This window comes from Caballeronia sp. LZ016 (genome assembly GCF_031450805.1).
Taxonomy (GTDB): domain Bacteria; phylum Pseudomonadota; class Gammaproteobacteria; order Burkholderiales; family Burkholderiaceae; genus Caballeronia.
The window spans coordinates 1,953,780-1,967,856 of the sequence record NZ_JARTVY010000001.1; the positions used below are offsets into that span (position 1 = coordinate 1,953,780).

Sequence of the window (14,077 nt, forward strand, 5' to 3'; positions counted from 1 at the left end):
CATGTGGAGCTATATCGCGAAGCGCATCCTGTTGATGATCCCGACGCTCATCGGCGTGCTCACGCTCACGTTCGTCGTGATCCAGTTCGTGCCGGGCGGTCCGGTCGAACAGGCCGTGCACGACTTGCGGCGCGGCAATGCGGAAGGCGGAGGCGGTGGCGCGGGCTTCGGCATGCGCGCGCATACGGGCGTCGATGCGCAACAGATCGCGCAACTGAAGGCGCTTTACGGTTTCGACAAGCCGCCGCTCGAACGGTATTTGTCGATGCTCGGCAAGTTCGCGCGCTTCGATCTCGGCGAAAGCTACTTTCGGCATCAGAGCGTGTGGTCGCTGATCGTATCGAAGCTGCCGGTGTCGATCAGCATCGGCTTATGGACGTTCTTCATCACGTATCTGATATCGGTGCCGCTCGGCATCGCGAAAGCGGTGAAGAACGGCTCGCGCTTCGATGTCGCGACGAGCCTCATCGTGCTGATCGGCTTTGCTATTCCGGGCTTCGTGCTCGGCGTGCTGCTGCTCGTGCTGTTCGGCGGCGGCACGTTCCTGCAGGTCTTTCCGCTGCGCAACCTGACCTCCGATAACTGGGCGGCGCTCTCGCTCGGCGGAAAAATCGTCGATTATTTGTGGCACATCACGTTGCCGGTGGTGGCGTCGGTGGTGGGAAGTTTCGCCATCGTCACGATGCTGACGAAGAACGCGTTTCTCGACGAGATCCGCAAGCAATACGTATTGACCGCGCGCGCCAAGGGGCTGTCCGAGCGGCGCGTGCTGTGGAAGCACGTGTTCCGCAACGCGCTCCTGCCGCTGATCGTGGGCTTTCCGGCGGCGTTCATCGGCGCGTTCTTCACGGGCAGTTTGCTCATCGAGACGCTCTTTTCGCTCGACGGACTCGGGCTGCTTTCTTACGAATCGGTCGTGCGGCGCGATTATCCGGTCGTGCTGGGCACGCTTTATCTCTTCACGCTGATCGGGCTCGCGACGAAGCTCATCTCGGACCTCTGCTATGTCTGGGTCGATCCGCGCATTCAATTCGAGCAACTGGAGCGCTGACTTTGAACCGAGCCGCATCGTCGCGCCGCGCCGCGACCGCCAGCGACGGCCAGCCGCTTTCGAGCGAAGTATCGATCACGCCCGGGCAGCGCGTGTGGCTGCGCTTTCGGCAGAACCGGCTGGGTTACTGGAGCCTCGTCGTGTTCGTCGCGGCGTTCGTCATCAGCCTTGCCGGGCCGTTGTGGTCGAACGACAAGCCGCTCGTCGTGCGATATCAGGGGCAGTTCTACTTTCCGCTCGTGAAAACGTATCCGGAGACCACGTTCGGCGGCGATTTCCCCACTCCCGCCGATTATCTCGATCCCTTCGTGCGCGACCGCTTCAGCGCGCCCGGCAACTTCGCGGTGTATCCGCCGAATCACTACGACTACGACACGCTCAACTACTTCTCGAAGGGCTCGAATCCGGCGCCGCCGTCGCGTGAAAACTGGCTCGGCACCGATGATCGCGGACGCGATGTATTCGCGCGGCTGCTCTACGGCTTTCGCGTGTCGGTGCTCTTCGCACTGGTGCTGACGGCTATCGGCACGGTGCTCGGCGTGGTCGCGGGCGCGGTGCAGGGCTTTTTTGGCGGAAAGACGGATATCGTCGGGCAGCGGCTGATCGAAATCTGGAGCGCGCTGCCGGAGCTTTATCTGCTCATCATTTTCGCGTCGATTTTCGAGCCGAGCCTCGTGCTCCTGATCGTGCTGCTGTCGCTGTTCGGCTGGATCGGGCTGTCGGATTACGTGCGCGCCGAGTTCCTGCGCAATCGCACTCAGGACTATGTGCGCGCCGCGCGCGCGATGGGCTTGTCGAACTGGCAGATCATCTGGCGGCACGTGCTGCCCAATAGCCTCACGCCGGTCATCACCTTCTTGCCGTTCCGCATGAGCGGGGCGATTCTCGCGCTCACGAGCCTCGATTTTCTCGGCCTGGGCGTGCCGTCGCCGACGCCTTCGCTCGGCGAACTGCTGGCGCAGGGCAAGGCGAATCTGGATGCGTGGTGGATTTCGCTCTCGACTTTCGGCGTGCTCGTCGCGACGCTCCTGCTGCTTACGTTCATGGGCGATGCGCTGCGTAACGCGCTCGACACGCGCATCGCGGATGCGGTGAAAGCGGGAGGCGGGCAGTGAGCGAACAATTGCTGTCCATCGACAATCTGCGCGTGCGTTTCGGCGATACGCTCGCAGTCGACGGCGTGAGCCTCGACATTCGTCCGGGCGAGCGTGTGGCGCTCGTCGGCGAATCCGGTTCGGGCAAGAGCGTGACGGCGCTGTCGATTCTGCGGCTCATCCGCGATGCGGATGTCAGCGGCTCCATCCGCTTCGCCGGCGAGGAATTGCTCACGAAAAGCGAGCACGCGATGCGCGGCCTGCGCGGCTCCGATATCGCGATGATCTTTCAGGAGCCGATGACCGCGCTCAACCCGCTGTACACGGTCGGCGACCAGATCAGCGAAACCATTCAGTTGCACGACGGCGCGAGTCCGCGCGAGGCGCGCGAGCGTGCCATCGCGCTTCTCGCGCGCACCGGCATCACCGAACCGGAGCGACGCGTCGACAGTTATCCGCATCAGCTTTCGGGCGGCCAGCGTCAGCGGGTGATGATCGCGATGGCGCTCGCGTGCCGGCCGCGTCTCCTGCTCGCCGACGAGCCGACGACCGCACTCGATGTGACGATCCGCGCGCAGATCGTCGAATTGCTGCTGGAACTGCAGCGCGACGAAGCCGAGAAGCGCGGCATGGCGGTACTGCTCATCACACACGATCTGAATCTGGTGAAACGCTTCGCGCAGCGCGTCGCGGTGATGGAGAAGGGCGTGCTCGTCGAAAGCGGAGCGGTCGATGCCATCTTCGAGGCGCCGCAGCATGCCTATACGCAGCGGCTCTTGCAGAGCCGGCCGAAGCGGACCGTCCTGCCAGTGTTGCCGATCGCGCCGGTGCTGCTCGACGCGAAAGACGTCCGTGTCGAGTATCCGACGCGGCTTCGCGGATTCGAAGGCTGGTTCCGGCGCGGCCGCTTCAAAGCCGTCGACGACGTCACGCTCGCCGTGCGGCAGGGCGAAACGCTCGGGATCGTCGGGGAATCGGGATCGGGCAAGTCCACGCTCGCGATGGCGCTCCTCGGCCTGCAGCGCATCTCGCACGGCAGCGTGCAATTTCAGGGCAAGGCGCTCGACAGCTTTCGCGGACGCGAAAAAACGGTGCTGCGCTCGAACCTGCAGGTGGTTTTCCAGGACCCGTTCAGTTCGCTCTCGCCGCGGCAGACGGTGGAGCGGATCGTCGGTGAAGGGCTCGCGCTGCATCGGCCAGAACTCGACGCCAATGCGCGGCGCGCGAAGGTCATCGCCGTGTTGCGCGAAGTCGGACTGGATCGCACTGCGCTCACGCGTTATCCGCACGAATTCTCCGGCGGACAGCGGCAACGCATCGCAATCGCCCGCGCGCTCGTGCTCGAACCGAGTATTTTGATTCTCGACGAACCGACGAGCGCACTCGATGTCTCAATCCAGACTCAAGTTCTGGCGCTTCTTGCCGATATTCAAAGAAAGCACAATCTGGGTTACGTCTTCATCAGCCACGACTTGCAGGTGATCGGCGCGATGGCGCATCGGGTCGCGGTCATGCGAGATGGAAATGTCGTCGAAGCTGGTGACGTGGAGAAGATTTTTGCGAATCCCTCCGACGAATACACACGAAACCTGCTGGCGGCTGCCCTGAATTCCTAAATTTCTTTCTTTTTCGCCAATTGCGTGTCCGCGTCCATTGTATTTTTCTATTTCTTTTGACAGTTAAATACTTTGTGGCTAGTATGCGTTCAAACTTTCGCATATCTCACTGATTTTTCAGTCTTTAATTGTAAAACCTACCGACCGATGCAGCCACTCACAATGACTCAGACATGCGCGCGCGCTGCCGCTGGCATGTTGATCGGCCTCCTGATGACAACCACTTCCGGCGCTTTCGCCGACGAAGTCAGCAGTTACAGCCAAAACGCCGGCAACGGCAACCTTGCTCCGAAGTCCGCCGACGCTGCAGCTCCGCTCGACAGCGCGAGCGCTCCCAGCGGCGCGAAGTCCTTTCTTTCCGGCATGGCGAGCAAAGCGGGCGACGTGGTCGTCGGCGCGCTCAATATGATCGGCGTGCGTTATCGCTGGGGCGGCAACACGCCGGACTCCGGTCTGGATTGCAGCGGCTTCGTGCGCTACGTCTTTCAGGACACGCTCGGCATGACGCTCCCGCGCCGCGCAGAAGAAATGAGTCGCGTGGGCGAAAAGGTCCGCGTGTCGGATCTGAAGCCGGGCGACCTCGTGTTTTTCAATACGATGCGCCGCTCCTTCTCGCACGTAGGCATCTATATCGGCGACAACAAGTTCGTGCATTCGCCGTCCACCGGCAGCACCATCCGCGTCGACGACATGGAAAGCGGCTACTGGGAACAGCGTTTCCAGGGCGCGCGCCGTATCGAGAATGCTCAGATTGGCGACGGCAGCGAACTGCGTCAGCGCGTCAGCGCCACGCTCGGCGGTTATTGACCGACCAATCGCTTCCTGACCATGGTCAACGAAAAGCCTGCTTCTTGCGAACGCAGGCTTTTTGCTTTTCGGGGCGGCGTACTGGCAACTCGCATTCACCGCCTATGGATTCCATCGGAAAGCCTCATTGCACGGGTTTCCAAAAGCCGTTATAGTTTTCGAATGAACTTTTCTTCGTTCCTCCTCTCGTCTTCTCTGGCTGGTGCGCCCCTACGCGCGCTATCGCTACTAGCGCCGCTCGCGCGCTGATTCTTCTCGCCTCCCGTCTGCTCGTTCAAGGTTTTCGACGCCAGCGGTGGCGCGAACACCCGGATTCCGTTTTGTCGTTTCATCTCGATATTCCCAACAATCGATAAATCTCCCCACAGGAGCCCAAAATGGCAGCAGACAAGTTGATCATCTTCGACACGACCTTGCGCGACGGCGAGCAATCCCCCGGCGCTTCGATGACGAAGGAGGAGAAGATTCGCATCGCCAAGCAGCTCGAGCGGATGAAGGTCGATGTGATCGAAGCCGGCTTTGCCGCGAGCTCGAACGGCGATTTCGACGCGATCAACACCATCGCATCGCTCGTGAAGGACAGCACGGTCTGCTCGCTTGCGCGTGCCAACGACAAAGACATTCAGCGCGCCGCCGATGCGCTCAAGCCCGCGAACCAGTTCCGCATCCACACGTTCATCGCTACCTCGCCGCTGCACATGGAAAAGAAGCTGCGCATGACGCCGGAGCAGGTGTATGAGCAGGCGCGGCTTGCGGTCCGCTTCGCGCGCAAGTTCACCGACGACGTCGAGTTCTCGCCGGAAGACGGCAGCCGCTCGGACATCGACTTCCTGTGCCGCGTGCTCGAAGCCGTCATCGCTGAAGGGGCGCGGACGATCAATATCGCCGATACGGTCGGCTACGGCGTGCCCGAGCTCTACGGCAACCTCGTGAAGACGCTGCGTGAGCGCATCCCCAATTCCGACAAGGCAATCTTCTCGGTGCACTGCCACGACGACCTCGGCATGGCCGTGGCGAACTCGCTCGCGGGCGTGCAGATCGGCGGCGCGCGGCAAGTCGAATGCACGATCAACGGCCTCGGCGAGCGCGCGGGCAATACGTCGCTCGAAGAAATCGTGATGGCGGTGAAGACGCGCAAGGATTACTTCGGGCTCGATCTCGGCATCGATACGACGCAGATCGTCCCGACCTCGAAGCTCGTGTCGCAGATCACCGGCTTTGTCGTGCAGCCGAACAAGGCGGTCGTCGGCGCGAACGCGTTCGCACATGCGTCGGGCATTCACCAGGACGGCGTGCTGAAGGCGCGCGACACCTACGAAATCATGCGCGCGGAAGACGTGGGCTGGAGCGCGAACAAGATCGTGCTTGGCAAGCTGTCCGGGCGCAATGCGTTCAAGCAGCGGCTCGAGGAACTGGGCGTGGCGCTGCAATCGGAAGCCGATGTGAACGCCGCGTTCGCCCGCTTCAAGGATCTTGCCGACCGCAAGGCCGAGATTTTCGACGAAGACATCATGCAGATCGTCTCCGAAGAATCCGCGGAAGCGCAGGCCAAGGAGCATTTCCGCTTCGTCTCGATGAAGCAGCATTCGGAGACCGGCGAGCAGCCGCAAGCGAGCGTCGTGTTCGCGGTGGAAGGCACCGAAGTCACCGGCGAAGCGCGCGGGAACGGTCCGGTCGATGCGACGCTGCACGCGATCGAATCGAAAGTGGACAGCGGCGCGGAGCTCGTGCTGTATTCGGTCAACGCCATCACCACCGGCACGCAGGCGCAGGGCGAAGTGACGGTGCGTCTGTCGAAGAGCGGGCGCATCGTGAACGGCGTCGGCACCGATCCGGATATCGTCGCGGCATCGGCGAAGGCGTATATCGCGGCGCTGAACAAGCTGCATTCGAAGGTCGAGAAGCTCAATCCGCAGCTTTGATGCGCGAGCGCTCCATCTGAAACAGGAAAGCCCTCCGAGCGAGGGCTTTCCTGCTTTTGCGCTTGGTCAGAACAGGCTGCGCCGGTCGGGATCGTGCAGCGGATCGGGCGTTTTCTGCGTCATGCGCAGGATGCCCTGATCGTCGAAATAAAAGTTGTACATCAGATACCAGAAGTTCGCTTCCATATAGCGATACGTCCACACTTCCCGCTTCATCAGCGGAAAGTACGACGTCTCGACCGGCCGGCCGAAGTTGACGAGCACGTCGTTCTTCGTCCACGTGCCGATCTGCGCCTTGTAGAACTCGTTCTCGTCGAGCACCTGGCGCACGCTGACGATTCGTCCGGATGCGTCGATATCGGCGGCAGTGGTGAATTCGCCGAGCGGCTGTGTCGGCCACATCAGGCGCTTGCCGCCGCCGGGCAGGTCATAGACTTCGCGCGGCGGGCCGAGTCGCGCGGTGATTGTTGATGCGTCCGCGCCCGGCTGATAGTTCTGCCACGGCTGCGCGCACGCCGACAGCACAAGCGCGGCCCCCGCGCATGCCAGCGCGCCGCGCAGACCGATGAATGAGTGCAGCATTGCAGCCTCCACGTGCTTGTCCCGCACGAGGGCGGGAATCGTTCGTCGTTTTCCGTGATTCTGACACGCGGCGCAAGAAGCATGCGCTCTTGCTCGCCCACGAGGCGCGGCCTATCATCCGCGCTTCCTCTCTCTCGGAAGGATCGATGGCAAGCGTTCATCCCCGGAAAAAATCGCGATGGCTGCTCGCGTGCGTCGCGTTCCTATGCGTTCAGGCGAGCGCGGCGACTCTGCCGCCGATCAGGCTCGCGATGATCGAAGGCATGTCCGGCCCGTTCGCAAACGCGGGCGCGGCGGTCGAGCGCAATCTGCGCTTCGGCGTGGAGCGCGTGAATGCGAAGGGCGGCGTGAAGCTCGCCGACGGCATGCATCCGCTGGAGCTGGTCGTGCTCGACGGCAAGGGCAGCAGCGAAGCGAGCCTCGTGCAACTGCGCGCGGCGATCGACGAGAGAATCGGGTTCGTCATGCAGGGCAACAGTTCAGCGGTGGCGGCGGCGCTGGTCGCGGCCATCGACAAGCAGAACGCACGGGAGCCCGATCGCCGCGTGCTGTTCCTGAACTATTCCGCCGATGATCCCGCGCTCACCAACGAGGCGTGCAGTTTCTGGCATTTCCGTTTAGACGCGCACGCCGGCATGCGCATGGACGCGCTCGCCGATGCGCTCGCGCGCGACCGGGCGGTGAGGAAAGTCTATCTGCTGAATCAGGACTACAGCTTCGGTCACGACGTGAGTCGTGAGGCGCGGCGCGCATTGGCGGAGAAGCGGCCCGACGTCGCGATCGCGGGCGACGAGTTTCATCCGATCGGACGCGTGAAGGATTTCGCGCCGTATATCGCCAAGATTCGCGCGAGCGGGGCGGACGCGGTCATCACCGGCAACTGGGGCAACGACCTGACGCTGCTCGTCAAGGCGGCGCGCGAGCAGGGGCTCACAACGAAGTTCTACACGTTCTACGGCAATAGTCTCGGCGCTCCGGCCGCGCTCGGCGATGCCGGCGTGAAGCGCGTGATCGCCGTCGCGGACTGGCATCCGAACGCGGGCGGCGCGGCTTCGGACGCGTATTATCGGGCGTTCCGCGCGCGCTTTCCGTCCGCATCGGACGATTACCTCGTACTGCGCATGCCGCTGATGGTCGAGATGCTCGCCACGGCGATGACACGCGCCGGCAGCGCCGATCCGCTCGCCGTGGCGCGCGCGCTGGAAGGCATGCGGTTCGATGGCGAGGGCTTCCATCCGTCGACGATGCGCGCGGCCGATCATCAACTGATTCAGCCCCTTTACGTGATGGAGATGGACAAGGCCGGCGCGCCGGGCGTGCGTTTCGACAACGAAGGCTCCGGTTACGGTTTCCGCACGCTCGTCGCGGCGCCGGCGGAAGCCACCGCGCAGCCGACGACCTGCAAGATGACGCGGCCGTCGCGCTGAGGACGGGCGGATCGCGTGCCGACCACGCGCTGTGCTATACTCTGCGCTTCGTTTTTGGCGCCAAGCTGAAGATGAAAGGAGACGGGCTCAGGCCGAGCTCGTCGAAGCAAACCACGGCACGGCCTTTCTTCCGTGACCGCCTGTCTGTTTCAAAGGAAAAGCAAATGTCCGTAGCAGAAATCAAGAAATCCGACGTCGTCGCTGAGTACGCGCGCGGCGCCAACGACACCGGCTCCCCCGAAGTGCAAGTCGCACTGCTCACGAGCCGCATCAACGAACTGACCGTCCACTTCAAGGCTCACACGAAGGATCACCACAGCCGCCGCGGCCTGCTGCGCATGGTGAGCCGCCGTCGCAAGCTGCTCGACTATCTGAAGGGCAAGGATGCGGACCGTTATCGCTCGCTGATCGAAAAGCTGGGTCTGCGCAAGTAATTGGCCCATAGCGTGGCTTCGCGGCCAGTGTTCTAACGAAGTGCCTGTGTCAGTTCGCTGATGCAGGCATTTTGTTTTTGCGCGATCCGCTCGCGAAGTGGTGCCTGATCGAAGTTTCATCGTCGGCACGTGTTGTTGCAGTCAGCAGTCCCGGTCGTACCCGGATGAGTCATCCGGTTCACACACGGTCCAGCCTCGCGGCAGAGCTTTGTGTCATTCCAGCGCGGCACGGCGGCGCAGTACGCGCGTCGCGCTGGAATGGCATAACACACCTCTCAAGCCTGGCGCGGGACCGTCCCAGCCCAGCGCCGTTCGACAGCCCCATGCGCTCGGTCGAAGGCGCGGCGCAACATAGAAGGAGTCGCAATGTTCAATAAGATCGTCAAAGAATTTAAGTGGGGACAACACAACGTCCGCCTCGAAACCGGTGAAATCGCGCGTCAGGCGAGCGGTGCGGTCATCGTCGATGTTGAAGACACCGTGGTTCTGGCCACCGTCGTCGGCGCGAAGACGGCGAAGCCCGGCCAGGACTTCTTCCCGCTGACCGTCGATTACCTCGAGAAGACCTACGCCGCCGGCAAGATCCCGGGCGGCTTCTTCCGCCGCGAAGGCCGTCCGTCCGAAGGCGAGACGCTCATCTCGCGCCTGATCGACCGTCCGCTGCGTCCGCTGTTTCCGGAAGGCTTCTATAACGAAGTGCAGGTAGTGATCCACGTCCTGTCGCTGAACCCGGAAATCCCGGCGGACATCCCCGCGCTGATCGGCGCGTCTGCTGCGCTCGCCGTGTCGGGTCTGCCGTTCAACGGCCCGGTCGGCGCCGCGCGCGTCGCGTACATCAACAACGAATACGTGCTCAACCCGACGCGCGCGCAGATGAAGGAATCGGCGCTTGATCTGGTCGTCGCGGGTACGGAGCGCGCGGTGCTGATGGTCGAATCCGAAGCGCAGCAGCTTTCGGAAGAAGTGATGCTCGGCGCGGTCGTGTTCGGTCACGACCAGATGCAAACCGCGATCGACGCCATCCACGAACTCGTGCGCGACGGCGGCAAGCCGGAATGGGACTGGCAGCCGGCCCCGAAGAACGAAGCGCTGATTTCGCGCGTGACCGAAATCGCCAAGCCGGAGCTCGAAGCGGCTTATCAACTGCGCAACAAGCAGGCGCGTTCGGCCAAGCTGAAGGAAGTCTACGCATCGACGTCGGCCAAGCTCGCCGAAGAAGCGGCGGCGTCGGGCACGGCGGCAGCGGATGCGGCCACCGTCGGCAACGTGCTGTTCGACATCGAAGCGAAGATCGTCCGCACGCAGATCCTGAACGGCGAACCGCGCATCGATGGCCGTGACACGCGCACGGTGCGTCCGATCGAAATCCGCACTGGCGTGCTGCCGCGCACGCACGGCTCGGCGCTCTTCACGCGCGGCGAGACGCAAGCGCTGGTCGTCGCCACGCTCGGCACGAAGGGCGATGAGCAGAACATCGACGCACTCGAAGGCGAGTACCGCGAGCGCTTCATGCTCCACTACAACATGCCTCCGTTCGCGACGGGCGAAACCGGCCGCGTCGGTTCGCCGAAGCGCCGCGAAATCGGTCACGGCCGCCTGGCCAAGCGCGCGCTGGTCGCGTGCCTGCCGAGCGCCGACGAGTTCGGCTACTCGATCCGCGTCGTGTCGGAGATCACGGAATCGAACGGTTCATCGTCGATGGCTTCGGTTTGCGGCGGCTGTCTCGCGCTGATGGACGCCGGCGTGCCGATGAAGGCGCACGTCGCGGGCATCGCGATGGGCCTGATCCTCGAAGGCAACAAGTTCGCGGTGCTGACCGACATCCTCGGCGACGAAGATCACCTGGGCGACATGGACTTCAAGGTGGCCGGCACGGCGCAAGGCGTGACCGCGCTGCAGATGGACATCAAGATCCAGGGCATCACGAAGGAAATCATGCAGGTCGCGCTCGCGCAGGCGAAGGAAGGCCGCATGCACATCCTCGGCAAGATGACCACGGCTGTGCCGGGCACGAACACGGAACTGTCCGAGTTCGCGCCGCGCATGATCACGCTGAAGATCAATCCGGAAAAGATTCGCGATGTGATCGGCAAGGGCGGTTCGGTGATTCGCGCGCTGACGGAAGAGACCAACACGACCATCGACATTTCGGACGACGGGGTGGTGACCATCGCGAGCACGAGCTCCGAAGGCATGGCCGAGGCGAAGAAGCGTATCGAGAACATCACGGCGGAAGTGGAAGTGGGCCAGGTCTATGAAGGCCCGGTGCTGAAGCTGCTTGATTTCGGCGCGATCGTGAACATCCTGCCGGGCAAGGACGGTCTGCTGCACATCTCGGAAATCGTCAACGAGCGCGTGAAGGACATCAACGACTATCTGAAGGAAGGCCAGATCGTGAAGGTCAAGGTCATCCAGACCGACGAGAAGGGCCGCGTGCGTCTGTCGGCCAAGGCGTTGCTGAACGAAGCCGCGCAAACGGAGACGACGCACCCGCAGCAGTAATGCGGTAATGTGTCGACGGCCGGCTCGCCTTACGCGAGCCGGCCGTTTTCATGTATGGGAGCGTCCGGGCTATGCATTGTCCGACGCGTCATCGGATTCGATGGCAGTGTGGCGCGTGCATCGCGCTTCGCGTGCGCACTGCCATCCGGTTAGAGCCGTATGTTCTTTCGATCAACCTGCCACGCATTCAGGGGAAAGCTATGAAGGCCATCGAAATCACGGAGTTCGGCGCACCCGAGGTGCTGAAGCCGGGCGAGCGTCCGATGCCCGAAGCGGGCAAGTGCGAAGTGCTGATCAAGGTCGCGGCTTCGGGCGTGAACCGTCCGGACGTCTTTCAGCGCAAGGGTGCCTATGCACCGCCGCCCGGCGCCTCGGACCTGCCGGGGCTGGAAGTGGCCGGGGAAATCGTCGATGGCGATTTTGACGCGAGGCACAATCCGTTCGGCTTGAAGAAGGGCGATCGCGTCTGCGCGCTGCTCGCGGGCGGCGGCTATGCGGAATACGCGGTCGCACCGATCGAGCAATGTCTGCCCGTCCCGGCCGGTCTGTCCGATATCGAAGCGGCATCGCTGCCGGAGACGTTCTTCACGGTGTGGAGCAACGTCTTCGAGCGCGCGCATCTCGGCGCCGGCGAGAACGGCGAAGAGGAGACGCTGCTCGTGCAGGGCGGATCGAGCGGCATCGGCGTAACGGCGATTCAGATCGCGCGAGCGCTCGGTTTTCGCGTGTTCGCCACGGCCGGCAGCGATGAGAAATGCCGTGCGTGCGAATCGCTCGGCGCGGAGCGTGCAATCAACTACAAGACGGAAGATTTCGTCGAAGTGGTGAAGTCGCTGACGAACGACCGCGGTGTCGATGTCATTCTCGACATGGTCGCCGGCGACTACCTGCCGCGTGAGCTTAAGGCGCTTGCCGACGGCGGGCGCATCTGCGTGATCGCGCTTCTCGGCGGCGCGAAGGCGGAAATCAATCTGAACGACATCTTGCGCCGCCGGCTGGTCATCACCGGTTCGACGCTGCGTCCGCGTCCGATTGCGTTCAAGGCGAAGATCGCTGCGAAGCTGAAGGAGCGCGTGTGGCCCGAGATCGAAGCGGGGCGCATCAAGCCGGTGATCCACCAGGTGTTTCCGGCGCGCGAGGCAGCCGCTGCCCATGCGCTGATGGAGAGCAGCACGCATGTCGGCAAGATCGTGCTCGACTGGCGCGAGATGCGTGACGGCGCGCGATGCAAGACTCCGTTTTCGGCGGTTTGACCGGTTTCGCCGTATCACAGTAAAATCGCCTGTTTTGTAAGCAATCGGCAGTTCATAGCGCTTCATTCCATAACAAGGCGGTCCGCGCAGCAACGGGCCGTTCCTGATCGACAACAAGGGCGGCTGTCGCCAGCCGCCGAGCGACGAGACAATGTCCAGAGAACGAGCAAAACTGGTGGTGGGCAACTGGAAGATGCATGGTCGCATCAAAGACAATGCGGCCTTGCTGACCGAAGTCGCCGCGGGCGCATCGGCTTTGCAGAATGGCGTGAGCGTCGGCGTATGCGTGCCGTGTCCGTATCTGGCGCAATCGCAGGCGCTGCTCTCGGGCTCGCTGATGCGCTGGGGCGTGCAGGATATTTCGGCGCACGCGCAAGGCGCATACACCGGTGAAGTCGCTGCGGAGATGGCGGCGGACTTCGGCGCGACGTATGCGATCGTCGGACATTCGGAGCGTCGCGCGTATCATCGCGAAACGCCCGAACTCGTCGCGGCGAAGGCGCGTCGCGCGCTGGAAGCGGGCTTGACGCCGATCGTCTGTATCGGCGAAACGCTCGAGGAGCGGGAATCCGGCGCAACGGAGCAGGTCATCGGCGCGCAACTGGACGCCGTGCTCATCATGCTGAGCGCGGAAGAAGCGGCGCGTATTGTCATCGCCTACGAACCAGTGTGGGCGATCGGTACGGGCAAGAGCGCCACCGCTGAGCAGGCGCAGGGCGTTCACGCGTTCGTGCGCGCGAAGCTGGCTGAGAAGGGCGAGGCCGTGGCGAACGTGCCGGTGTTGTATGGCGGCAGCGTGAAGCCCGAAAACGCGCAGGAATTGTTCGGGCAACGGGACATCGACGGCGGGCTGATTGGCGGCGCGTCGCTGAAGTCGAAGGATTTTCTAGCGATCTGCCAGGCGGCGCACACCGCGACGCGATAAGCGGCCGGGCGCAGGGCAGTAGAAAGAGAGCAAGTCGCGGCACGTGAGTGCCACGGAAACATCAAGATCAGGTGAGTTGAAATGCTGTATTTGAAGACAATCATTATCGTCGTCCAGTTGCTGTCGGCGCTTGGCGTCATCGGACTCGTGCTGTTGCAGCACGGCAAGGGCGCGGACATGGGCGCGGCTTTCGGCAGCGGCGCATCGGGAAGCCTGTTCGGCGCGACCGGATCGGCCAACTTCCTTTCCCGCACGACTGCGATCCTCGCGGCCATCTTCTTCATCACGACGCTCGCGCTCACCTACCTCGGAAGTTACAAGCCGCAGGTTTCGGCTGGCGTGCTGGGCGGTGCCGCTCCGGTGCCTGCATCGGCACCTGCTGCGGGTGCTTCGACGCCGGCAGTGACCGCTCCTGCATCGGCAGCTCCGGGCACTGACGTGCCGAAATAACGTCCGGAACATTT

At 63.0% G+C, this 14,077-nt stretch carries 12 protein-coding genes; 11 read left to right on the forward strand and 1 reads right to left on the reverse strand.

The genetic code is table 11. The features are described 5' to 3' along the window. The first annotated feature begins 1 nt into the window (after nt 1). The 5 genes from P9220_RS09280 (at nt 2) to P9220_RS09300 (ending at nt 6,490) form a co-directional block, all read left to right on the forward strand. Nucleotides 2-1,051, forward strand: coding sequence for a microcin C ABC transporter permease YejB (locus P9220_RS09280; RefSeq protein WP_309764593.1), 1,050 nt, complete (start codon nt 2-4; stop codon nt 1,049-1,051). Between the two features lie 2 nt (nt 1,052-1,053). Beyond that, nucleotides 1,054-2,166: an ABC transporter permease gene (locus tag P9220_RS09285; protein WP_309764594.1), complete on the forward strand. Its 1,113-nt coding sequence runs from the start codon at nt 1,054-1,056 to the stop codon at nt 2,164-2,166. Then, nucleotides 2,163-3,761, forward strand: a complete 1,599-nt coding sequence (locus tag P9220_RS09290) for a dipeptide ABC transporter ATP-binding protein (RefSeq protein WP_309764595.1) — start codon at nt 2,163-2,165, stop codon at nt 3,759-3,761. Before P9220_RS09285 ends, P9220_RS09290 begins: the two co-directional genes overlap by 4 nt. Before the next feature lie 147 nt (nt 3,762-3,908). Further along, nucleotides 3,909-4,568, forward strand: a complete 660-nt coding sequence (locus P9220_RS09295) for a C40 family peptidase (RefSeq protein ID WP_309765436.1) — start codon at nt 3,909-3,911, stop codon at nt 4,566-4,568. A gap of 377 nt (nt 4,569-4,945) precedes the next feature. After that, the gene (locus tag P9220_RS09300; RefSeq protein WP_309764596.1) at nt 4,946-6,490 is read left to right on the forward strand and encodes a 2-isopropylmalate synthase; all 1,545 of its coding nucleotides are present in this window, start codon (nt 4,946-4,948) and stop codon (nt 6,488-6,490) included. A 66-nt stretch (nt 6,491-6,556) separates the two neighbouring features. Here the strand turns inward: P9220_RS09300 and P9220_RS09305 are convergent, their stop codons facing one another. Beyond that, nucleotides 6,557-7,072 carry a hypothetical protein gene (locus P9220_RS09305; RefSeq protein ID WP_309764597.1) on the reverse strand — a complete coding sequence of 172 codons (516 nt, stop codon included), beginning with the start codon at nt 7,070-7,072 and terminating at the stop codon, nt 6,557-6,559. 146 nt (nt 7,073-7,218) lie between these two features. Here P9220_RS09305 and P9220_RS09310 point away from each other — a divergent pair, with 146 nt between their 5' ends. The 6 genes from P9220_RS09310 (at nt 7,219) to secG (ending at nt 14,063) form a co-directional block, all read left to right on the forward strand. Further along, nucleotides 7,219-8,499, forward strand: a complete 1,281-nt coding sequence (locus P9220_RS09310; protein ID WP_309764598.1) for a branched-chain amino acid ABC transporter substrate-binding protein — start codon at nt 7,219-7,221, stop codon at nt 8,497-8,499. 164 nt (nt 8,500-8,663) lie between these two features. After that, complete coding sequence (gene rpsO, locus P9220_RS09315; protein ID WP_040051561.1) at nt 8,664-8,933, forward strand: 30S ribosomal protein S15; 270 nt, start codon at nt 8,664-8,666, stop codon at nt 8,931-8,933. A gap of 366 nt (nt 8,934-9,299) precedes the next feature. After that, complete coding sequence (gene pnp / locus P9220_RS09320; protein WP_309764599.1) at nt 9,300-11,435, forward strand: polyribonucleotide nucleotidyltransferase; 2,136 nt, start codon at nt 9,300-9,302, stop codon at nt 11,433-11,435. Nucleotides 11,436-11,635: 200 nt separating this feature from the next. Continuing rightward, entirely contained in the window at nt 11,636-12,688 is a 1,053-nt protein-coding gene (locus P9220_RS09325) for an NAD(P)H-quinone oxidoreductase (protein WP_309764600.1), read from the forward strand. Between the two features lie 151 nt (nt 12,689-12,839). After that, the gene (tpiA, locus tag P9220_RS09330) at nt 12,840-13,613 is read left to right on the forward strand and encodes a triose-phosphate isomerase (protein ID WP_309764601.1); all 774 of its coding nucleotides are present in this window, start codon (nt 12,840-12,842) and stop codon (nt 13,611-13,613) included. Nucleotides 13,614-13,694: 81 nt separating this feature from the next. Further along, nucleotides 13,695-14,063 carry a preprotein translocase subunit SecG gene (gene secG / locus P9220_RS09335; protein WP_309764602.1) on the forward strand — a complete coding sequence of 123 codons (369 nt, stop codon included), beginning with the start codon at nt 13,695-13,697 and terminating at the stop codon, nt 14,061-14,063. Nucleotides 14,064-14,077 lie beyond the last annotated feature (14 nt).